The sequence below is a fragment of the Marinobacterium aestuarii genome, from assembly GCF_001651805.1.
Lineage (GTDB): Bacteria > Pseudomonadota > Gammaproteobacteria > Pseudomonadales > Balneatricaceae > Marinobacterium_A > Marinobacterium_A aestuarii.
This window is the reverse complement of record NZ_CP015839.1, coordinates 2,428,939-2,448,906: the sequence shown is the minus strand read 5'-3', so window position 1 is coordinate 2,448,906 and position 19,968 is coordinate 2,428,939. Positions and strand designations below refer to the sequence as shown.

Genomic DNA, 19,968 nt, shown 5'->3' with positions numbered 1-19,968 from the left:
TCACGGGAAATAGGGTTGGATCATGCCTTGCCTTCATTTTTATCAACGCCTGAGCCTGTGTCTGAGCGCGAGCCTGCTGCTTTGCTCATTGCAGGCTCCTGCGCGAGCCGCTGATAAAGCCACAGATGCCGAGCTCGAAGTGCGTGTCGGCTACCTGAGCTACAGGCCCGCAACGCCGCCGGCGCTGTCCAATGTGCTGCCAGAACCCAGGGACTCCGGCCTGCGCGGTGCAGAGCTTGGCATCAGTGACAGCAACAGCAGCGGCCGTTTCCTAAAACACCATTACCAGCTCGACCAGCTAAGCAGTGACGACCCCGATGCCTTGCTGCACCAGGCGCTCGCCTGGCAATCCAGCGGTATCCATCTGATTGTGGCTGATCTGCCCGCTGCGGAGCTTGCCCGCCTCAGCCAGACGCTGGGCAGCAACGCGCTTATCTTCAACGCCGGCAGCAGTGATGACGCACTGCGCACCGACCAGTGCCTTGGCAATGTGCTGCATACCCTGCCGAGCCGCGCCATGCTCACCGACGCCCTGGCTCAATGGCTGGCATCGCGCCAGTGGCGCAACTGGCTGCTGATCAGCGGCAGCGAGCCCGAGGATCAGGCCTATGCAAGGGCGCTGCACCGTGCCGCCAAGCGCTTTGGCGGCAAGATCATCGACGAAAAGGCCTGGAGCTTTGATACCGATCTGCGCCGCACCGCCCAGAAGGAAATGCCGCTGTTCACCCAGGGCGGCGATTACGATGTGATCGTGCTGGCGGATGAGCGCGGCGACTTTGGCGAATACGTGCTCTACAACAGCTGGCTGCCCCGCCCGGTGGCCGGCACCCAGGGGCTGACGCCCGTGGCCTGGCATCGGGTGATTGAACAATGGGGTGCCGCCCAGCTGCAAAGCCGCTTCGAAGACCAGAGCGGGCGCTGGATGCAGGCCCGCGATTACGCCGCCTGGGCGGCGGTGCGCTCCATCGCCGAGAGCGTCACCCGGCTGCAGCAGACTGAGGTACCGGCGCTGCGCAGCTATATGCTGTCCGACGATTTCGCGTTGGCCGCCTTCAAGGGCCGCAAGCTGAGCTATCGCCCCTGGAGCGGCCAACTGCGCCAGCCCATTGCCCTGGTACACCCAAGGGCGCTGGTATCCCAGTCTCCGCAGGAAGGCATTCTGCACCCGATCACCGACCTCGACAGCCTTGGCTACGATGCGCCCGAAAGTCACTGCGCCTCGGCCTACACCACAGATGCAACAGATGGAGCCGCCCAATGAGCCTCACACACAACACCCGGCATCGCCTTGCCTCCTGCCTGACGCTGGCGCTGTTAAGCCTGGGATACCAGGGCAGCGCCCAGGCCGAAGTCGTTTATGTCTCCAACGAGAAGGATGACACCCTGTCACTGATCGATCTGGACAGCCTTGAGGTCATAAATACCTTTAACGTCGGCCAGCGCCCCCGGGGCATTACCCTCTCCGGCGATGGCAGCAAGCTCTACATTTGCGCCAGCGACTCGGACACCGTGCAGGTGATGGATCTGGCGACGCACAAAATCATCGCCAGCCTGCCGTCTGGGGAGGACCCGGAACAGTTCGTGCTGCACCCCAATGACCAACTGCTCTATGTCGCCAACGAGGATGACGCCCTGGTGACAGTCGTGGATGTGAACAGCCACCAGGTGGTGGCGCAGATAGACGTTGGCGTGGAGCCTGAGGGCATGGCGGTGAGCCCCGATGGCAAGTGGGTCATCAATACCAGCGAAACTACCAATATGCTGCACTGGATCGATACCGTCACCAACCAGCTGATCGACAATACCCTGGTGGATCAACGCCCGCGCCATGTGGAATTCAACCAGGATGGTTCCCTGCTCTGGGCCAGCGCTGAGATCGGCGGCACAGTGTCGGTGGTCGATGTCAGCACGCGCCAGATCATTCACAAACTGAATTTTGAAATCCGCGGCGTGCATCGCGACAAGATTCAGCCCGTGGGCATCAAGCTCAGCAAGGATGGCCGCTATGGTTTCGTGGCGCTGGGCCCTGCCAATCATATCGCCGTGGTGGATGCCAAAACCTATGAGGTGCTGGATTACCTGCTGGTCGGCCGGCGTGTCTGGCATCTGGAATTCAACACCGATGAGTCGCGCCTGCTGAGCGCCAATGGCGTCAGCGGCGATGTGTCGGTGATTGATGTCGACAAGCTCAAGGTGATCAAATCGATCAAGGTAGGCCGCTACCCCTGGGGCCTGGCGGTGAAACCCTGATGACCATCGTCGTCGAAAATCTGGGTTTCAACTACGGTGCGCGCGCCGCCTTGAGCAATCTCAGTTTTGAGCTGCAGCCCGGCAGTTTCAATGCGCTGCTGGGGCCCAATGGCGCCGGCAAGAGCACTCTTTTCGGCTTACTCACCCGCTTGCTGGCGCCGCAGCAAGGCGATATCCGCCTGTTCGGCCTGCCGATTCGCCAGCATGCCGGTGCCGTGATGCGCCGCCTGGGCGTGGTGTTTCAGCAGGGCACTCTGGATCTGGATCTGAGCGTGGCACAGAACCTGGCCTACCACGGTGCGCTGCAGGGGCTACCGCGGCAACAGGTGCAGACACGCATGCGTGCAGAGCTCGAGCGGCTGGAACTGGGCGATCGGCTGCATGAACGGGTGCGCAACCTCAATGGCGGTCATCGTCGACGCGTTGAAATCGCCCGCGCGCTGCTGCACCGCCCCGCTGTGTTGCTGCTGGACGAAGCCACCGTTGGCCTGGATACCCAAACCCGCGCCGCACTCAACGACTATGTGCGCCGCCTGTGTCAGGAGGACGGCCTCACCGTGCTCTGGGCCACCCACCTGATCGAGGAAATCGACGCCGAGGACCGGGTACTGCTGCTGCACCAGGGGAAACTGCGCGCCGACAACAGCGCCGCCGGCCTCTGCCGCAGCACCCGTACGATAAGCCTGACACAGGCCTTCGCCCAGCTCACCGATCCACAGCAGCAGCAGGCGCGGCCATGAATTCCCCCATCAGTCCTGCAGCGGGCACGGCTCCAGGATCGGCGCCTGTTACCGGGCCCGACAGCACTGACCACACAGCGGGCTGCAGCGCCGGATTGGCCGCCTACGGGCACTGCTTTGGCGGCATCCTGATGCGCGAGTATCTGCGTTTTGTGCAGCAGCGCAGCCGCTTTCTCAGCTCTCTGGTGCGCCCGCTGCTGTGGTTGGTGGTGTTTGCCTCAGGCTTTCGCGCCGCCCTTGGCGTGGCGATCATCCCACCCTATGAGACCTACATCACTTATGAAACCTATATAGCGCCGGGGCTCTGCTGCATGATCCTGCTGTTCAACGGCATGCAGAGCTCGCTCTCTATGGTGTACGACCGCGAAATGGGCAGCATGCGAGTACTGCTGATGAGCCCGCTGCCGCGCAGCTGGCTGCTGCTATGCAAGCTGATGGCCATTGGGCTGATTTCACTGAGCCAGGTCTATGCATTTCTCGCCCTCGCCTGGCTGGCGGTTGATTTCGATCCGCCACTGATGGGCTATCTAACCGCATTGCCAGCGCTCTTTCTCACCGCCCTGCTGCTGGGCGCCATCGGTCTGTTTCTGTCGACCCATATACGCCAGCTCGAGAATTTCGCCGGCGTGATGAACTTCGTCATATTCCCGATGTTTTTTATTTCGTCCGCACTCTACCCGCTGTGGAAGATGCGCGAAGCCAGCGAGTGGCTCTACTGGCTGTGCCTGGCCAACCCCTTTACCCACGCGGTGGAGCTGGTACGCCACGCCCTCTATGGCCAGCTCAACCTGCTCGCCCTGGCCATCACCGCAGGCACCACCCTGGTGTTCGCCCTGCTGGCGATTCTCGGCTTCAACCCCGAGCGTGCTGCGACTGGAGGCAAGGTGAAAGGTGAAAAAGATAACGGTATAAAAATCTGATTCCCGCAAACCGGATAGAAGTTAACGGTATAAAATTTCAGTTCCCCAGGCCAGCTCCAGCGCCTTGCGCTCCACCACCTTAAGGCCCCGCACCACCAGAGTGTAGGAATGGTCAATCATGCGCTGCACTTCACCGTCCGGCAACGAGCCATCCAGCAGCACCGTGTTCCAGTGGCGTTTGTTCATGTGATAGCCGGGCTTTACCGCCTCGAACAGATCCCGCAGCATCTGTGCCTGCAGCGGGTCGCACTTCAGATTCAGGCGCGCCCCGTTCTTGTCGGTGATCAGCAGCGCGAACATTTTCTGCCGTATCTTGAACACTGCAGGACCTGGGCCAAAGGGATAGTCCTCCCAGGCATCGGGTTTGCCGAGCAGGTAGTCACGCGCGAGCTGAGCGTCCATAGGCAATAATCCTTGTGTCACCGGTGATTAAAGTATTTCGATGGATTCAACGTAAATAACCTCGCAAGCCCCGCGGCCGACATCATCCCGCGTCAGGGAACTCTGCCAGCGCCAACCATCGTCGCCGGTCGCCTGGATCAGGTATCCGCTGATGCGCACCAGATCGCCGGTCCTTACGGATGCAATCTGCCGCTCGACATAGCTATCGGCGGGCACCATATGCATATTGGCGCTGCTATGTTCGATCTGCTGGCGCGGTACCGGGAGCTGTTCGGAACGCCAGCGATACCAGCGCCCGGACTGGCGGATGTCGATACGCTCCAGCACCCGGCTGTCGGACATGACACCCCACCCCAGCGCCAGGTCGTACTTCGACAGATCCGATTCCCGATCCAGCCAGTAGCGCTCCTTGCCCAGCACCCGGGCATCGATTTCGAATTCGGCCAGCGCGTCGATACGATAGCCCTCATGATCAAAAGGGGCACGGCTGACCGGGGCCTGGCGCGGTAACTGTTCCACCAGCACACCTTCATTCTGGGTACGCTCGCCCTCGGGGAAAAGCACTACGGCCATCACACCCAGTGCCAGCACACCCAGCAGTTTTTTTGCAGCCATGAAGCCTCTCCCTGCATGCCAAGGCGATAAACATCGCCCGTATCAATTGCGCTCAGTGCACCTGAATCCAAGAGCCTTGTCTAAGGTTACAGATACCAGCGGCAGAATCCAGAACCCTCATGAACGCCCTCCTCCCCATAACGGTTTACTACGACGGCGCCTGTCCCCGTTGCCGGCGCGACCGTGCGCACTATGAGAAGCTGGCCGGCCCTGCAGCAGAGTCCATCTGCTGGTTCGATATTAGCGGCCGGGAGATCGAACTGCGCCGTCTTGGCATAGACCCGTACAAGGCACTCACCGAGCTTCACGTACAGGATGCACAAGGGCGTATTCACCGCGAACTGGATGCCTATATCCTGCTCATGCGCCGTGTAGCCTGGCTTAAGCCACTCGCCTGGCTGATGGGTTTGCCGTTCATCAGGCCATTGCTTTCCCACTGCTATCATCGGCAGGTGATGCGCAGGCTAAGGCGGAGTCAGCGCCTTTGAAACAGCAGCCTTTTTGCAAAAAGCAGTACTTTAGTACTGGTTGTTAGGCGCCATGGTAGGATTTTTCCCGCACTAAAGGCGCGTTCTAATTAGGGCATGAATATAAAAAGCTGGATCCTGCCCCCTCTCCTCTGCCTGTCCGTAGCGCTGTCGTTGCCACTGTCGGCGGCGCAAAGCGAGACCCCCGGGAATGACGCAACACTGTTTTCCGCCGATGGCTACCGTATTGCCCAGTATCGCAGCCCGACACCGGCGGCTATCGACCAGGCCCACACCCTCGATACCGCCGCCCTGCAGGCATTGCTACAACAGCGCCCCGATACGGCACTGCTGAATGTACAGGCGCTTGAGTGGCGCAATGGTGTCTTTATCGAGCAGGAAGCCCGCATGCAGATCCCCGGCAGCTACTGGCTGCCCAATGTCGGCAAGGGCGCACTTGAATCCCGCTGGGCAGACTATTTTCGCGCTCAACTGGCAACTCTGCGAGACAAGGACAGCACAAGGCCACTGGTGTTCTACTGCCGGGCCGACTGCTGGATGTCCTGGAATGCGACAAGACGCGCCGCCAGCTGGGGTTACACTGCGCTTTACTGGTACCCCGAGGGCAGCGATGGCTGGCAGGATGCGATGCTATCGGTAGAGCCTGGCGTGCCGGTTCCCCTGACTGACACCCATTAACAGCGACGGCCAGCGACTGGCAACACCTCAAAACACACCCAGACTGACCGAGCCAAACCGCAGCACAGCGGTTAAGATAGGGCGAGCAACGGTAACCGGCACCTTTACCCGCGACCACCAGCGCGCTGCCGGATAATAACTATAACGGAGAGACCCCGTGTACAAGATACTGATTGCAGATGATCACCCGCTGTTCCGTGAAGCCATTACCAACGTCATCCGCACCAGTTTCCCAGGGTGCGAAACCATCGAAACAGAGAGCCTTGATAGCGCGCTGGCGCTGACACTGGAGCAGGACGATCTGGATCTTATTCTGCTGGATCTGAACATGCCCGGCATGCACGGCCTGAACGGCCTGATTACGTTGCGCAACGAAGCCCCCACAGTCCCGGTGGTAATCGTCTCCGCTGAAGAGGACAAGCAAATCGTGCTGCAGGCGATTACCTACGGCGCCGTGGGCTTCATTACCAAATCATCGCCCCGCGAGCAGATGACCGAAGCTTTGCAGCAGATTCTGGACGGCAACGTCTATCTGCCCTCCGACATCATCCGTTCCAGCAAGCCCGAAAGCCGCCGCAGCCGCAATGACGACACCCGTATCCCGGTGGAGCTGCTTTCTTCCCTGACCCGCCGTCAACTGCTGGTACTCGAGCGCATGGCCACGGGTGAGTCCAACAAGCAGATCGCCTACAACCTCAATATCGCCGAAACCACGGTGAAGGCCCATGTCTCGGCCATACTGCGCAAGCTCGGCGTACATAACCGCATCCAGGCCGTGCTCTCGGCCGGCAATATCGATTTCGCCCAATACCTGCGTCGCTAATACAGGAGCTGCGCCGTTAAAAAGGAGCGGCGCCGCTAAAAGAACCTGAATTAAAAGCACAAACCTTACGCGGCGGACACGCAGCGCAACACTGCATTTCAGTCCCTCACCCTGCCCCTCACCACCTGTTCATCCCGTCTTTTATCCAGCCCTTGGCATCGGCTGTTAGACATGAGCCCAAGGCGCTCAGCCACGGGTGTTCAGCAGGTGATTGAGCGTGGTTTTGAGCTTCATGGGTCGCACGGGCTTGTGCATCAGCAGATAGCCCAGATCGCGGATCTGCTGCTTGAGCTCATGACTGTAGTTGGCGGTGACCATCAGCACCGGCAACTCATCGCTGCGCTGGCGCTTGATCTCGGCCACCAGATCAATGCCGTTGTCGTCGTTATCCAGGTGATAATCCACGATCAGCAGATCCACCAGGCCGTCGACCACCGACACCTTGAGCTGCAGATCCGCCAGCGACAACGCGGTCACCACCTCGCAGCCCCAGCCCTGCATCAGGGTCGCCATGCCATCACAGATGGCCTGATCGTTATCCACCACCCACAGGCGCGCATTGTCGAGCCAGGCCTGGGCAGGCTCGCGGCTGACCTGGGCGCTCTCACTGCGAGGCTCCAGGGTTCCCAGTGGCACCTCCACCGAAAACACCGAACCGCGCCCCGGCACCGAGGTGACGGCTACCTGATGCCCCAGAATGCGGGAGATCTTGTCAACGATCGCCAGACCCAGGCCCAAGCCTTTGTCATGATGGCCGCCGCCCGGGGGCAGAATGCGCTTGAACTCCAGGAAGATCTCGGTGAGTTTCTCTTCGGCAATGCCGATACCGGTGTCCCACACCTCGATCAGCAGGCTGTCTCGGCGCCGACGGCAGCCAAACAGTATCCGGCCGGTCTCGGTGTAGCGCAACGCATTGGAGAGGAAATTGCGCAGTATGCGCGCCAGTAGCTGACTGTCGGAGCGGATCACCGCATCACTGCTGACAAAACGCAGCTGCAAGTTTTCCTTGCGCGCCACCTGGCTGTATTCGTTGGCGATATTCTGCAACAGGTCACGCACACAAAAAGCATTGATATCCGGCGTAATCACGCCAGCATCCAGCTTGGATATGTCGACCAGAGTGCTGAGAAGACTCTCGACATCGGCCAGGGAATTGCTGACCGATCCCACCAGGCGTGACACCGGATCTGCCATATCCTGCTCCTGCAGTGCACCGGTAAACAGGCGGGCGGCGTTGAGCGGCTGCAACAGATCATGACTCACGGCGGCGAGGAACTTGGTCTTGGACAGGTTCGCCTGCTCTGCCTCTTTCTTGGCTTCACGCAGGCGTGCCTCTATGGCAACACGTTCATGGATCTCCTGGCGCAGCTTGTCATTCAGCGCGGTCAGCTCGGCGGTGCGCTCATCCACCCGATGCTCAAGGTGCTGATAGGCCTGCTCCAGCGCATGGGCAGTGCGACGCCGCTCGGTAATGTCGCGGATCATGACGAAAATACCCACGGCTCGGCCGCTGCTGTCCAGGTTTGGCACATAGGATTTGAGCATGCAGCGCGTTTCACCCTGCAGGTTTTTCTCGTCGATCTCGAAAGTCACGCTCTCGCCGGCCAAAGCCCGTTCCATGTAAGGGCGAATCTTGCGGAACTGGGCCTCGCCCTGGACTTCGCTGATCAGGCGGCCATTCAGCTCGCCCCGCGGCCAGCCATACCACTCGTCGTAGACCTTGTTGCTGAACTGGTAACGCAGATCCTCGCCCACATAGCCAATCAGGGCGGGCACATGGTCGGTTATCAGCCGGATCCACTGCTCGCTCTCGCGCAGGGTTTCGGCGTAGCGATGCCGCTCGGTGATATCGGTATAGGTATTGACGTAACCGCCGGTGGGCATGGGATGGGTGCGAATCTCCAGTACCCGGCCATCGGCCAGGGTCTGCTCCAGCGCCTGGACACCATCACTGCATTGCAGCGCCGTGATCGGTGCCAGTACGGTAACATCGCCGCCTGCCACTAAGGCGTTGAACAGCCGCTGCTGCGGCACCTGCGCAGGATCAATGCCGCTGAGCTCAATAAAGCGATGATTCCAGACCTCTAGCTCGCCCTGCCCGTTCACCAGTGCTACGCCCTGGGAGAGGTGCTCAACCAGGCTCTGCAGCAAACGGGATTTTTGTGCCAGCGCCCGTTCGCGCTTAGCCTCCTCGAAAGCCTTGAGCTCTGTGATGTCGGTATAGAGCACCACCAGGCCACCGTCACGGGTGACCTTTTCGTTGACCTGCATCCAGTGGCCGTTGGCCAGCTTCATGACCGGGCTGCCAGAGCCTGCCCGGGAGCCGCTCTCCTCCACAATCAGGCCATGCTCATGGGCCAGGCGCTTGAGATCGGAGATGGTGGTGCCATCTTCAATACGAATGCCGGTGCCCTTCCAGAAGGCCCGAAAGTGACTGTTGGACAGCAGAATGCGCCTGTCGCGATCAAACAGTACAAAGCCATCGGATATGCTTTCAATGGCATCGATCAGCCGCTGCTGCGACATCTCGGCCTCTTCACTGGCCCGGGTCAGGGCGCGGTTGCTGCGCTTGAGTTGCAGCAGGGCGCTGTTGAGCGCTTCGGTGCGTTCCCGTACCTGCTCGGCCAGCACCACAGAATGTTCGAAAGCGCCGTAGGGATCGGCGCGATGACCACCGCCGGACTCGACCCGCTCGATCAGGGCGCCATTGATCGAGCGCAGTTTGGCATTGTCCCGCTCCAGCTCCGCGATACGCGCCTGCAGCTCAAGCAGCTGTTCAGGGGCGCTCATGGGCGGCGAGCTCGCAGCGCCCTATCAGCGCCGGTCATGACGGTAACCTCCAATCGCCACACCGGTGAATGTCTGGTTCAGGTGCATGCCGTTGAACTGCTCGCCATAGGTGTTGAAGCCAATAACGCGGTGCGCCTGCAGGTAATCGGATGTGACCCCATCAAGCCCGGTGTACTCGGCCTCAAGGCGGCGCAGAAAACAGTCGCAGCCAATCACCAGCCGCGGAGTACCTATGGCCTGTTCAATACGTGCAAACTCGGCATCAAGGTTTTCCAGCATGGCGCCCGGGCGCATGGCCGTCAGTACGATGCCCTTCTCCACGGCGCAGTAGAAGGTCATGCTCAGGTCCGGATTGACCCGCTGAATGGAGCGCACGTAGTAATCGTCACCGATACGCACCGCCACCGGGTTGAGCGCAAAGGCCCGATAATCGAGCTCCGCCACCTCGACCCCCAGCACCCTGGCATACTCCAGCGCCGCGGGCTCGGCATTGAGCTCAGTCACGGTACGGCTGTCCGGATCGGCGCCCGTCACCACCATTTTCTCACCGGGGTGCTCGATATGGTGACTGGAAAACACCTCGAAATCGCAACGGGTATTGAACAGCAACACCACGGCGGCATCGGTATGAAAACGCCCCTCAAAGAACACATGAGTATTGGCCAGATGAATGTCATCGCCGGCCGAGCCACCAAAATTGGGAATACTGCCCAGGGCAGAGTTAAGCGCCACCAGGAACAGCTCCTCCTGACTCGACAGGCCGTCGAGCAACGTGAGGGCAAAAGTATTGCGCTTGATGGGCGCCAGGTTACGGGCACGACAGCCCGCCGTCAGGCCTTCCACCACGGCCTGGGCGTCAGTCAGGGAAAAGCGCCCGATCTGCTTCACCAGCTGACCTTCGATGGCAAAGCCGCGGGCATCAAAACCAATGGCCGTTACGCAGCCCTGACCGTAACCCTGGGGGGTAATTTCACCCGCCGTGGTGCAGCCAGCCAGGCCGACGCCTGCGAACTCGGTCTGCAGTGCAGCACCCAGGGCTTCAAGGTCGTATTCGGCGGAGCAGAAAAAAAGCACAAATCCCAAATGAGGATTGTGCAGTGAATCGCGCAATTCACGCGATGCCGTGGCAGGGTCGGTGCTGTAGCTCACCGCCGTCGTTGCAGCTGGCTGGAGGTCTTCGAGGGTCAACGCTAGCCTCCCCGGGAGTATCAGCGTCAGAAAAAGGGCAGGTTCTATTGTAGGCGGTGCCGGGGCACAGCTTAAATACTACTTAGGATCAGCCTGCGAATATCCATTTAAATTACTGATTAATAAAACATTAAACGTCCATTAAGCATTCAGACCAAGGCAGCGTCGGCGGCGAAACAGTACTTTAGTAGCAGATAAAAGCGCACATAAAAACGCGGTTGCAGATACTGGAGAAGGGGGTAACCAGTATTTACAACCGCGTCACCGCGACCTGTTCGTATTACCAGGTCAGTACTGCACCGACTGCGATGGTGTCGGTATCCTCGAAGTCAGAACCACCCACGGCGACTTCGGTACGATTCAATTCTGCCACCAGCTTGAGATTTTCATTTAGATCGTGAAATACGGCGACGGCAGTGTTGCTGTACTCGGCATCCGCGCCCATCAGCAGCGGATCATTGCTGCTTTCGTTTTCACCATAGGACAAAACAAAGCGGTTTGCACCCAGTGTGTAAGAAGCTTGGGTCAGATAACCCTGCACATCGTTGTTCTCGGACGTCACCAAATTGCTCAATCCGGCCACAGTACCCAGCCCCTGACCATCCACGGCGGAGGCCGTAAGCGACAGGCCACCAAACTTGACGTTCACGCCGCCCGAGACACCACGGGAGTCAACATTGTCGCTGCCAGAAGCGGAGCTCTGATACAGACCACCCACCCAGGTCTTGAAGGAACCGCCATCAAAATCTCGCTGATAGGTCAGTTCGGTTTCAAACCGCGGCATCTCTTCGGACGACGCATCGTCAGTTTTGCTCGGGTCCATGATACCGCCTGCAAACTGCAGCCCATTGGTTACCGGCGAGCGATAGCTAATCTGCGCCACCGGGAAGGGATAGACATAACCGCTGCCGATATTGCCGAAGGACACATTGCCGCCATCCACCAGCCCCAGGGTATCGGACACCTGACCGTGGCCGAGCAGCAGTTCATCGGACAGAATATTGGTACGACTGAAAAGGCCGAAGTCCTTGCCGATCAACACCTGGCCAAAGTCGCCATCCACAGTACCGTAAAACTGACGCACGTCTATGCCGCTGCGTGTGCCGAGGCCATCAGCGCCGCGGTTTAAATCGGTGTCGTTCAGCGTCACCCAGAACGAAGAACGGGCACCGAGCTTAAGATCGCCCGCCTGCTTGGTCATATTGAAGCCGATCCAGTTGGGCAGAAAGCCCATGCGCACCCGGGCCTGGTCCCGGTCACCCACAGGGCCACCCTCGACGCTGCTCTGGGTATAGAAGACATTGATCAGGCCATCGGTACTGAAGGTCGTGCCCTCGGTGTCATAGAGGGTAATGCCGGCCAGAGTCTGCCCCGAGACCAGCAGCGCCACCGCGGCTGGCAACAGTTTCACAAGTCGATTTTTATTTTCCATTAGGTTTCCCTGGTGTGGGTTCGGTTGAAGGCTGGAGCCATTATCCGCACCCGTTATCCAGCAAAACACAGTCTGTTTGGCTATAAAAAACAGTGCTTTGGCACTTATAGCTGGAGCCCGGTCTAACGTCGTATCCAGGGGAGGCAAGAGCGTGCTACGCCTCACCCCCGCCCCGCCCGGGGACTTGCTACCCCACCCCGGCCCCCGCCATAAGTCGCGCTTTTTTACGCGCCCGCAGCAATGGCAACTGCAATCCATATCGCTGTGACGCCGCGGTTTCGACTATTCTGTGGAAGGTATCAAAGGCGGGAACGACTACAGAGCCGCCGACTTCAGAGGGAGTAGAGCGATGAAAAGAATCTTTGTACTGCTGATCAGCACCGCTGCGGTGCTGTTCGGTGCAGCGCCACAGGCATCGGAACTGTCGGACCAGCTGATCCGGGACGCCCGGCAAAGCTGTGCTGCCAATCAGGGGGGACAGCTCGGTTATCAGCCCGGCACTATCCGGGTGATTGACCTCAACCGCGATGGCATTGAGGACGAGATTGTCGACGAAAGTACCTACAGCTGCACCTCGTCTGCCACCCAGTACTGCGATGCCACCGGTTGCGGTCTCAAGGTTATCGTCAACAACCAGATGCTTGAGCGCCATGTGCGCCAGTGGCAAATCATCGACTGGGACAATGACCGCATGTTGCTGCTATCCCTGCACGGCTCTCAGTGCGGCACCCAGTCAGCCCAGGGTTGCTATGAAGCCATCACCTGGGTCGATGGCGACTTTCGCAGTGTACGCCGTTAAGTTGCAGCCTGACACTCGGCTTACCTAGCCCTATGCCTGCATTGCAAAACAACGGACAAGACGGCGCCTGAAAGCCATCACGGCTTTCAGGCGCCGTTTTGTTCTGGAAGAGCCGCTAGAGGCCAAGTTCGGTCAGGCCCGGATGATCGTCGGGGCGCCTCCCCTGGGGCCAGCGAAATTTGCGCTCGGCCTCGGTGATGGGCACATCGTTGATGCTGGCATGGCGCTGTGCCATCAGACCCTTATCGTCGAACAGCCAGTTCTCATTGCCACAGGCACGGAACCAGGCGCCGTTGTCATCCTGCCACTCATACACAAAACGCACGGCGATACGGTTGTCGGTAAAGGCCCAGAGTTCCTTGATCAGCCGATACTCATGCTCACGCTGCCATTTGCGCGTTAACAGATCCCGGATCTGTTCCCGCCCGGTGACATATTCAGAGCGGTTGCGCCAGCGGCTATCCGGCGTATAGGCCAGGGACACCTTTTCGGGGTCCTGGCTGTTCCAGGCGTCTTCCGCCAGGCGGATTTTTTGCATCGCCGAATCGCGGTTAAAAGGCGGTAGCGGAGGTCTGGGTTGCTCGTTTGTCATCTTTGATCCCCTTCTTGGGTCGGTTCTCGGGTGGATGTGCTTGATGTGATCTCTGAGTGCACTATCGATTACTGGCTCAGTTCACAGGCCGCGAGCTGAGCCCGTAAACGCCGGTTCTCATCGCGCAACGGCTGCAGTTGCTGTTCAATTTCCTGCTGGGTATAGCGCTGTACAAGGTGCTGCGGGCAGTTCCAGTCAAAGGCTTCAATTTTCACTATAAACCCCCGCTCAACGCTCGCCCTGTAATCTGGTACTGTCAGTGCGGCCAGAGCCTCAGTTTCCGCATCCAGCTCGCGCACCCGCCCCAGCAGCTTGAGACGGGCCTTGTTAGGGTAATCCATCATGATCAGTGCCACGCGGTCGTCGGTGCGAAAGTTGCCGGCACTGATGTATTGCCGGTTGCCCTTGAAGTCGGCAAAGCCGATATGGCAATCATCGAGCACCCGAACAAAACCCGCGGGCCCGCCACGGTGCTGCACATAGGGCCAGCCGGTTTCTCCGACACTGGCCATGTAAAAGCTGTCTCTTGCTGCAATAAAATCCGTTTCCCGCGGGCCCAGCCGATGATGATGCTCTTCGCCCTGTTCCATCCTGGCATAGCTGGCTCGACTGCCCATGACCTGCTGCGCATCGCGCACTGAGGCGGTAAAGGCTAACTCGGCGAATCGGTGTCCCATTCTGTACCTCCTGACTGTCAGAGCCTGCAACTGGATCGGCCTTGCCTTGTTGTGCCGGTGAAAAGCCATGATCACAAATATCACTTGCCAGAATAATTCTCAGAAAACACAATTCATTATTCTAGCCAGAGGAACAGTTATGGATAAGTTCCACCTCATGAGCGTATTTGTCGCCGTCGCCGAACAGCAGGGCTTCGCCGCCGCCGCCCGCAAGCTGGGCATTTCTCCGCCCGCCGTCACCCGCGCCGTTGCAGCGCTGGAGGACAATCTCGGGATCCAGCTATTGCAGCGCACCACACGCATTGTGCGCCCTACGGAGGCGGGTCTGCGCTACCTGGAAGATGCCAGGCGTATTCTGAGTGATGTCGAGGCGGCGGCGGATGCAGCCGCCGGCATTAATGCTCAGCCCCGCGGCCATCTGACCGTGACGGCGCCGGCGCTGTTCGGGCGCATCTTCGTGCTGCCAACACTGATCGAATACCTGGAAACCTTTCCTGAAACCCGCATGTCGAGCCTGTTTCTGGATCGCATCGTCAATATGCTGGAAGAAGGTGTGGATGTGGGGGTGTGCATCGGCGAGCTGCCTGATTCCAGCATGCGCGCACTGCGTGTCGGCTCCGTTCGCCTGATGCTCTGCGCGTCCCCGGCCTATCGGCAACAACACGGCAGACCCGAGACGCTGCAGGCGCTTGAGGGCCACAGCATTATCGCCTCAAGCGCCGGCAGTAGCGCCGCCCTTGGGGACTGGCGTTTTAACACCAAAACCGGGCCTCAAAGCATCGCTGTTCGACCGCGCCTCAGTGTCACCACCAACGATGCCGCCATTGAGGCGGCCATTCGGGGATTGGGAATTACCCGGGTGCTGTCCTACCAGGTCGCCGAGCATATCAGCAGCGGCGCACTTGAGGTACTGCTGAGCGATTTTGAACCGGCACCGCGGCCCATTCATATAGTGCATCGCGAAGGCCGCTACGCCAGCGCCAAGGTCCGCGCGCTGGTTGATCTGCTGGCACAACGGCTAAGAGCGAACCCTGCGCTTAATCAGGTACCAGGTGAATAGTGAATGGTGAATGGTGAATGGTGAATGGTGAATGGTGAATGGTGAATGGTGAATGGTGAATGGTGAATGGTGAATGGTGAAGCATAAGATAACGGTATAAATAAGAGACATAAAGGAACGTATCAGAGCGATACCGTTAAGGTCTGATCACCACAGCAGCCAGCAACCGCGTTGTTGAAAATACGCCTGCAGTGCCCTGTACTCCGGGCAATGGTGTTCCACCAGGCGCCAGAACCGCGGTGAGTGATCAAAATGGCGCAGATGGCACAGCTCGTGGATAAGCACGTAATCCGCAGCCTCGGGGCGAGCCATGATCAGTCTCCAGTTCAGGGATATCCGGCCGCGGCTGTCACAACTGCCCCAGCGACGGCGAAACCCGCGAATCGACACCCCCAGAGGCTTGAGCCCCGTCTGTCGGCCAAGCTCCAGCAGACGCGGGCCCAGCTGCTGCTCAGCCTGCTGCATACACCACTGCTGCAGCAGCATGCTCACGGCCTCTGCCGCGGGCCTGCGAATACGGCGTGACAAGGTGACCTGCAACTCATCACCGTCGATCATCACCCTGGACGCAGCCCCCGACTGCCAGCGCAACCGGTAATCCTGGCCCCGCCAGGGAATCAGCCCGCCTTCGACTATATAGATGCCGTGGGCCTCCTGCTGCACCTGTTGACGGTCCAAGTGACTGAGCACCCATTGCCGGCGGCTTTGCACAAAGTCGTCGACCCACTGCGCACTGACCCACTCGGGCACGCGCACCAGCACCGCATCGGCGTTAATCTGTATGGCGGCACTCTTGCGCTTGCTGCGCACCACCTTATAGTCAAACGGGTGCGGTGCCTGGTTGCGACGGTCGGTCATGGGGCTGTGCAGCTACTCTGTAATCTAATTTAACGGCCTACCAATTGTGGCCGGCGGCCATTATACGGAAGAATGGATTGTGGAACCGATACCTGCGTTAAATTGTGAGGCCCTGGTGGAGGAAGTCCGCCAGTGCCGACACTGCACGGGGCTGCCGGAAGCCGCCCGCCCTATCCTGCAGGCGGCAAGCAACGCCAGGATACTGATCATCGGACAGGCGCCTGGTGCCAGAACCACGGCCCAGGGTCGTCCCTTTGATGATGCCAGCGGCGATCGACTGCGTGGCTGGCTCGGACTGACGCGGGAACAGTTTTACGATACCGGCTGTCTTGCCATCATGCCCATGGGGTTTTGCTTTCCGGGTTCATCCGCCAGTGGCGACAAGCCGCCGCGCAAGGAATGTGCACCCTTGTGGCATCCGCGCCTGCTTGAATCCATGCCGACTATTCGCCTGACGCTGCTGATCGGGCACTATGCTCAACGCCGCTACGTTACCGGCAACTATGCTTCGCTCACTGAAACCGTCTTGCACTGGCGCGAACTGCCAGCGGGCTGCCTGCCGCTGCCCCACCCCTCGCCGCGCAACCAGCGCTGGTTCAAAGCCAACCCCTGGTTTGATGAAGAGCTGGTGCCGGAACTGCGTCTGCGGGTACAGCAGGCGCTGCTCTAGGCGCGTCTGACGCGTTTTAAATGGGCATCGTCACAACTGACGCACACAGGCGCGCACAGCCGCCAGATAGGCTCTGTGTAACTGGGCGTCGCTACCTTCGGCGTAACGCAATTGCTCATACAGGCGCGCCACAGTACCTATAATTGGCGCCAGATCAGGCCGCTCCAGCGCGATACGCTGGGCATAGCGGCCCACAGGTTCACCGGGTTTGCGCCCAAGGCCACGACTCTCGAAGCGGCCACTCAGGCGCAGCAAGGCCGCATCCACCGGATCTTTCGTTTTGGGTCTGCGCTGGCGCAACAGGCCGAGCGCAACCCAGCCCAGCACCAGACTGAAGGGAATCAGCAGCCCCAGCGCCAGTTTCCACAGGGTGACTTCGCCGAGCAGCTTTTGCAGCAGGTCATTCTGGCGCAGCTGATAACTGAGTACCCAGCGATGCCAGACGAAGTTCAGCGCATCGGTCCGCATGCGCAGCGCATTGATCCAGCCGATGTGACCAAAACGTACCGGCGATAGCGGCGTATCGGCCAGAAAGCCCGGCTGACTGGACAGCAGTTGCTCGGCACTCTGCTCGATACGTTCAGGCGCCACGGCGGCCGTTGGGTCGATCCGCACCCAGCCACGCCCCTGGTGCCAGACCTCGGTCCAGGCATGGGCTTCGAACTGGCGTACCACCAGATAGGATTCATAGGGGTTCCACTCGCCCCCCAGATAGCCCCCGACGATACGGGTCGGCACGCCCGCGGCGCGCAGCAAAAAGGTCAGGCTGCTGGCAAAGTGGCCACAAAAGCCTTCTTTGGTCTCAAACAGAAAGTCATCAACACTGTCATCACCCAGACGCTCCGGTGTCAGAGTGTAGCTAAACTCCCGCCCATAGAGCGCCAGCGCCCGCGCCACAAGACCTTCGGTTGAGCCATCCTCCGCCCGCCAGGACAAGGCCAGCGCCCGGGCCCGGCCGTTACCCTGCTCCGGCAGCGCCAGATAGCGTTCGCGCTGCGCCGCTGTCAGCGGTTGAAAGCGGTCACTGGCAAGGCGTGATGCCAGAGCAAAATCCACCCGCTGGCGGATCTTGGCCGGCGCCCTTAACGTCTGATTGGCCTGCATGCGCAATGGCCAGGGGGCCGCTACCGGATAATCCAGCGCATAGACCCAGGGCTGACCGCTGGGCTCCTGGGTGATGTTATACCGCAGCAAAGTGCCGGACTCAGAGTCTGGCGACCTGAACAGGCTGCGGTCCGCTTCCGCCTCCCAGCGCCGTCCATCGAAACGATCATAGGTCAGACCACGCCAGTATCGACTGGACGCTGGTGGCGGCCGGCCACTGTCAAACTGCACGCGAAACGCAACGTCGCTGGAGCCGGTCAACCGGCTCACGTCCCCCGGCGACAGCGTATCCGACAGCCCGGTGCGGGCCTCAGTCTGCGCCAGGGGCGCATACCAGATCGGGCCTATGCGCGGCACCAGCACAAAGAGCACCACCATGAGCGGCAATGCCGGCAGCACCAGCCGCACCGATGCCCGCAGGGGCCGCCAGAAGTCGGGATGGCGCTCACTCTGGTACACGGAATTGAGCGCCGCCGTTATCAGCACCAGCACCAGGGCGACATAGAGCGCATGCAACAGACTCTGACCGAAAAGCAGCTCGGTGGCGGCGAGAAAATAGGCCACATAAATCAATACCAGCGCATCGCGGCGTTTGTAGATTTCAAGCAATTTGAGGGAGAAACCTGCGAACAGCAGCGCCACGGCAAGCTCCGGCCCGTTGCCCCGGCCGATGGACATGATCACACCGATGCCAGCGGTCACCGCCATCATGAATTTGACGCTCCAGTGCGGAAAGGAGGTGCGCCCCAGATGCACCCACAGGCGCCAGCCCAAAGCACCGAAGGTCATCAGCGGCAACCACCAGGGCAGGCGCAGACTGTGGGGCAGCAGCACCGCGACGACCATCAGCAACTGCCACAACAAGGCCGGACGCGTGAGCTGATATACCGCCTTCATTGTGACGCCCGCCCATGCAGCGCCAGTGCCCGCAACACCTGATGGCGGTGCCGACCACCGCGCCCTGGCGAGATTTCGACCCCGGGCAGGCGCAGACCGTACTGAACCCGCTGACGTGCGAGTTTGAGTGTCCAGTAGCACAGCCGTGACAGGCGCTGTTCGGTATCCAGTTCCGGCCAGAATGACCAGTCAAGCCAGAGCTGCTCATCGGCGTGATCCACGAACTGCTTGGCGTGCAGCCCCTGACCCGCGGCCAGCTGCTTCCAGGCAATATGGCGCGGGGACATGCCCTGCTGGTAGGTTTCAAGGCCGGCGAAGTCCTCGCTGCCGCGCCCGCTGGCCACAGAGCCGCGCTCACCGCTGCCAAGCCCCTGCGGCAGGAGACCACCTTCCTGCGGGCGCGGGTAGGCCAGGGCCTGCAGATCGGTTTCGAGCCAGGTCCAGGCACGCAGCAGGCCCAGCGGATAGAAGGTTTCAATCAGCAGGGCCCCCGGGCGCCACCAGCCTCGCTCAACGGCCTGGGCATAGAGCCGCACACGCCTTTCACTGTCATCGATAAGATCACAGCTCACCGGTGCCTGATCCACCCAGCAAAGCTGCAGCGCTTCATAGTTGCGCCGTCGCCCGGCCCGCAGCAGCAGTTCAAACTCGGCACTTTCCCCCACCAGGCAAGGTCTGGCCGAGAGCGCGGTAATCGTCAGGCCCGCAAGGTTGCTGTAGGTATGCAAAATGGACACGACAAAGAGCGACAGCAGCACAAAACTGACCGCATACACCAGGTTGTTTTCGTAGTTGATCCCCAGCAGCAGTATCACCAGGGCGGCAAACAGGAACCACAGACCGGCCCGGGTCGGGAAAATAAAGATGCGCTTTTGCGTCAGGGTCAGGCTCCTGGCAGGCGCATGGCGCCGCAGTGCCCAGCGTCGCGCCCGTGCGCCCAGCCTGCGGCTCCAGCGTTCAGTCATGGGAAGGCTGCAATCTTCGC

At 60.1% G+C, this 19,968-nt stretch carries 20 protein-coding genes; 10 read left to right on the top strand and 10 right to left on the bottom strand.

Annotated elements, in window-relative coordinates:
* Positions 1 to 22: 22 nt before the first annotated feature.
* From A8C75_RS10770 to A8C75_RS10755, 4 genes are read left to right on the top strand one after another with little or no spacing between them, the layout of a single operon-like run.
* Positions 23 to 1,261 (top strand): ABC transporter substrate-binding protein, encoded by a 1,239-nt coding sequence (locus A8C75_RS10770; RefSeq protein ID WP_067381886.1) that lies wholly within the window; start codon positions 23 to 25, stop codon positions 1,259 to 1,261.
* The gene (locus A8C75_RS10765; protein ID WP_067381883.1) at positions 1,258 to 2,250 is read left to right on the top strand and encodes a YVTN family beta-propeller repeat protein; all 993 of its coding nucleotides are present in this window, start codon (positions 1,258 to 1,260) and stop codon (positions 2,248 to 2,250) included. Before A8C75_RS10770 ends, A8C75_RS10765 begins: the two co-directional genes overlap by 4 nt.
* Positions 2,250 to 2,990: an ABC transporter ATP-binding protein gene (locus tag A8C75_RS10760; protein ID WP_067381881.1), complete on the top strand. Its 741-nt coding sequence runs from the start codon at positions 2,250 to 2,252 to the stop codon at positions 2,988 to 2,990. Before A8C75_RS10765 ends, A8C75_RS10760 begins: the two co-directional genes overlap by 1 nt.
* The gene (locus A8C75_RS10755) at positions 2,987 to 3,910 is read left to right on the top strand and encodes an ABC transporter permease (RefSeq protein ID WP_169822846.1); all 924 of its coding nucleotides are present in this window, start codon (positions 2,987 to 2,989) and stop codon (positions 3,908 to 3,910) included. Before A8C75_RS10760 ends, A8C75_RS10755 begins: the two co-directional genes overlap by 4 nt.
* A gap of 21 nt (positions 3,911 to 3,931) precedes the next feature.
* Here the strand turns inward: A8C75_RS10755 and A8C75_RS10750 are convergent, their stop codons facing one another.
* Together A8C75_RS10750 and A8C75_RS10745 are read right to left on the bottom strand one after the other, a co-directional pair.
* Positions 3,932 to 4,312, bottom strand: a complete 381-nt coding sequence (locus tag A8C75_RS10750) for an MmcQ/YjbR family DNA-binding protein (RefSeq protein WP_067381876.1) — start codon at positions 4,310 to 4,312, stop codon at positions 3,932 to 3,934.
* Between the two features lie 27 nt (positions 4,313 to 4,339).
* Entirely contained in the window at positions 4,340 to 4,927 is a 588-nt protein-coding gene (locus A8C75_RS10745; RefSeq protein ID WP_067381873.1) for a hypothetical protein, read from the bottom strand.
* Between the two features lie 119 nt (positions 4,928 to 5,046).
* Here A8C75_RS10745 and A8C75_RS23025 point away from each other — a divergent pair, with 119 nt between their 5' ends.
* The 3 genes from A8C75_RS23025 to A8C75_RS10730 all read left to right on the top strand — a co-directional run bounded on the left by A8C75_RS23025 (position 5,047) and on the right by A8C75_RS10730 (position 6,916).
* Positions 5,047 to 5,415, top strand: a complete 369-nt coding sequence (locus A8C75_RS23025) for a thiol-disulfide oxidoreductase DCC family protein (RefSeq protein ID WP_084783968.1) — start codon at positions 5,047 to 5,049, stop codon at positions 5,413 to 5,415.
* A 96-nt stretch (positions 5,416 to 5,511) separates the two neighbouring features.
* The gene (locus A8C75_RS10735) at positions 5,512 to 6,093 is read left to right on the top strand and encodes a rhodanese-like domain-containing protein (RefSeq protein ID WP_067381867.1); all 582 of its coding nucleotides are present in this window, start codon (positions 5,512 to 5,514) and stop codon (positions 6,091 to 6,093) included.
* A gap of 157 nt (positions 6,094 to 6,250) precedes the next feature.
* Complete coding sequence (locus A8C75_RS10730) at positions 6,251 to 6,916, top strand: response regulator (protein ID WP_067381864.1); 666 nt, start codon at positions 6,251 to 6,253, stop codon at positions 6,914 to 6,916.
* Positions 6,917 to 7,102: 186 nt separating this feature from the next.
* Here the strand turns inward: A8C75_RS10730 and A8C75_RS10725 are convergent, their stop codons facing one another.
* From A8C75_RS10725 to A8C75_RS10715, 3 genes are all read right to left on the bottom strand, one after another.
* Positions 7,103 to 9,706, bottom strand: coding sequence for a hybrid sensor histidine kinase/response regulator (locus tag A8C75_RS10725; protein WP_067381861.1), 2,604 nt, complete (start codon positions 9,704 to 9,706; stop codon positions 7,103 to 7,105).
* Positions 9,707 to 9,730: 24 nt separating this feature from the next.
* Positions 9,731 to 10,894, bottom strand: a complete 1,164-nt coding sequence (gene nosP, locus A8C75_RS10720) for a nitric oxide-sensing protein NosP (RefSeq protein WP_067381858.1) — start codon at positions 10,892 to 10,894, stop codon at positions 9,731 to 9,733.
* Positions 10,895 to 11,174: 280 nt separating this feature from the next.
* Positions 11,175 to 12,326 (bottom strand): porin, encoded by a 1,152-nt coding sequence (locus A8C75_RS10715; protein WP_067381855.1) that lies wholly within the window; start codon positions 12,324 to 12,326, stop codon positions 11,175 to 11,177.
* A gap of 349 nt (positions 12,327 to 12,675) precedes the next feature.
* Between A8C75_RS10715 and A8C75_RS10710 the strand changes: the two genes are divergently transcribed.
* Positions 12,676 to 13,125, top strand: coding sequence for a hypothetical protein (locus A8C75_RS10710; RefSeq protein ID WP_067381851.1), 450 nt, complete (start codon positions 12,676 to 12,678; stop codon positions 13,123 to 13,125).
* A gap of 115 nt (positions 13,126 to 13,240) precedes the next feature.
* Here the strand turns inward: A8C75_RS10710 and A8C75_RS10705 are convergent, their stop codons facing one another.
* Positions 13,241 to 13,717: a nuclear transport factor 2 family protein gene (locus A8C75_RS10705; protein ID WP_067381848.1), complete on the bottom strand. Its 477-nt coding sequence runs from the start codon at positions 13,715 to 13,717 to the stop codon at positions 13,241 to 13,243.
* 68 nt (positions 13,718 to 13,785) lie between these two features.
* Positions 13,786 to 14,394: a pyridoxamine 5'-phosphate oxidase family protein gene (locus tag A8C75_RS10700; RefSeq protein WP_067381845.1), complete on the bottom strand. Its 609-nt coding sequence runs from the start codon at positions 14,392 to 14,394 to the stop codon at positions 13,786 to 13,788.
* 139 nt (positions 14,395 to 14,533) lie between these two features.
* On the opposite strand from A8C75_RS10700, the gene A8C75_RS10695 reads away from it, so the two are divergent.
* On the top strand, positions 14,534 to 15,454 hold the full coding sequence (locus tag A8C75_RS10695; protein ID WP_067381842.1) for a LysR family transcriptional regulator: 921 nt from the start codon (positions 14,534 to 14,536) through the stop codon (positions 15,452 to 15,454).
* 147 nt (positions 15,455 to 15,601) lie between these two features.
* Here A8C75_RS10695 and A8C75_RS10690 read toward each other — a convergent pair whose 3' ends face one another.
* A complete protein-coding gene (locus tag A8C75_RS10690) occupies positions 15,602 to 16,312 on the bottom strand; it encodes a M48 family metallopeptidase (protein WP_067381838.1) in 711 nt (236 codons plus the stop codon).
* Positions 16,313 to 16,391: 79 nt separating this feature from the next.
* On the opposite strand from A8C75_RS10690, the gene A8C75_RS10685 reads away from it, so the two are divergent.
* Positions 16,392 to 16,982, top strand: a complete 591-nt coding sequence (locus A8C75_RS10685; protein ID WP_067387191.1) for a uracil-DNA glycosylase family protein — start codon at positions 16,392 to 16,394, stop codon at positions 16,980 to 16,982.
* 30 nt (positions 16,983 to 17,012) lie between these two features.
* Here A8C75_RS10685 and A8C75_RS10680 read toward each other — a convergent pair whose 3' ends face one another.
* Together A8C75_RS10680 and A8C75_RS10675 are read right to left on the bottom strand one after the other, a co-directional pair.
* A complete protein-coding gene (locus A8C75_RS10680; RefSeq protein WP_067381836.1) occupies positions 17,013 to 18,983 on the bottom strand; it encodes a transglutaminase TgpA family protein in 1,971 nt (656 codons plus the stop codon).
* The gene (locus tag A8C75_RS10675; RefSeq protein ID WP_067381835.1) at positions 18,980 to 19,948 is read right to left on the bottom strand and encodes a DUF58 domain-containing protein; all 969 of its coding nucleotides are present in this window, start codon (positions 19,946 to 19,948) and stop codon (positions 18,980 to 18,982) included. Before A8C75_RS10675 ends, A8C75_RS10680 begins: the two co-directional genes overlap by 4 nt.
* Between the last annotated feature and the right edge of the window lie 20 nt (positions 19,949 to 19,968).

What these genes read in the sequence shown, in the direction of transcription:
- A8C75_RS23025 (WP_084783968.1), top strand. Translation starts at nt 5,047, where the DNA reads ATGAACGCCCTCCTCCCCATAACGGTTTACTACGACGGCGCCTGTCCC.
- A8C75_RS10710 (WP_067381851.1), top strand. Translation starts at nt 12,676, where the DNA reads ATGAAAAGAATCTTTGTACTGCTGATCAGCACCGCTGCGGTGCTGTTC.
- A8C75_RS10705 (WP_067381848.1), bottom strand. Translation starts at nt 13,717, where the DNA reads ATGACAAACGAGCAACCCAGACCTCCGCTACCGCCTTTTAACCGCGAT.
- A8C75_RS10675 (WP_067381835.1), bottom strand. Translation starts at nt 19,948, where the DNA reads ATGACTGAACGCTGGAGCCGCAGGCTGGGCGCACGGGCGCGACGCTGG.
- A8C75_RS10765 (WP_067381883.1), top strand. Translation starts at nt 1,258, where the DNA reads ATGAGCCTCACACACAACACCCGGCATCGCCTTGCCTCCTGCCTGACG.
- A8C75_RS10680 (WP_067381836.1), bottom strand. Translation starts at nt 18,983, where the DNA reads ATGAAGGCGGTATATCAGCTCACGCGTCCGGCCTTGTTGTGGCAGTTG.
- A8C75_RS10695 (WP_067381842.1), top strand. Translation starts at nt 14,534, where the DNA reads ATGGATAAGTTCCACCTCATGAGCGTATTTGTCGCCGTCGCCGAACAG.
- A8C75_RS10745 (WP_067381873.1), bottom strand. Translation starts at nt 4,927, where the DNA reads ATGGCTGCAAAAAAACTGCTGGGTGTGCTGGCACTGGGTGTGATGGCC.
- A8C75_RS10715 (WP_067381855.1), bottom strand. Translation starts at nt 12,326, where the DNA reads ATGGAAAATAAAAATCGACTTGTGAAACTGTTGCCAGCCGCGGTGGCG.
- A8C75_RS10770 (WP_067381886.1), top strand. Translation starts at nt 23, where the DNA reads ATGCCTTGCCTTCATTTTTATCAACGCCTGAGCCTGTGTCTGAGCGCG.
- A8C75_RS10735 (WP_067381867.1), top strand. Translation starts at nt 5,512, where the DNA reads ATGAATATAAAAAGCTGGATCCTGCCCCCTCTCCTCTGCCTGTCCGTA.
- A8C75_RS10690 (WP_067381838.1), bottom strand. Translation starts at nt 16,312, where the DNA reads ATGACCGACCGTCGCAACCAGGCACCGCACCCGTTTGACTATAAGGTG.
- A8C75_RS10755 (WP_169822846.1), top strand. Translation starts at nt 2,987, where the DNA reads ATGAATTCCCCCATCAGTCCTGCAGCGGGCACGGCTCCAGGATCGGCG.
- A8C75_RS10750 (WP_067381876.1), bottom strand. Translation starts at nt 4,312, where the DNA reads ATGGACGCTCAGCTCGCGCGTGACTACCTGCTCGGCAAACCCGATGCC.
- A8C75_RS10725 (WP_067381861.1), bottom strand. Translation starts at nt 9,706, where the DNA reads ATGAGCGCCCCTGAACAGCTGCTTGAGCTGCAGGCGCGTATCGCGGAG.
- A8C75_RS10700 (WP_067381845.1), bottom strand. Translation starts at nt 14,394, where the DNA reads ATGGGACACCGATTCGCCGAGTTAGCCTTTACCGCCTCAGTGCGCGAT.
- A8C75_RS10760 (WP_067381881.1), top strand. Translation starts at nt 2,250, where the DNA reads ATGACCATCGTCGTCGAAAATCTGGGTTTCAACTACGGTGCGCGCGCC.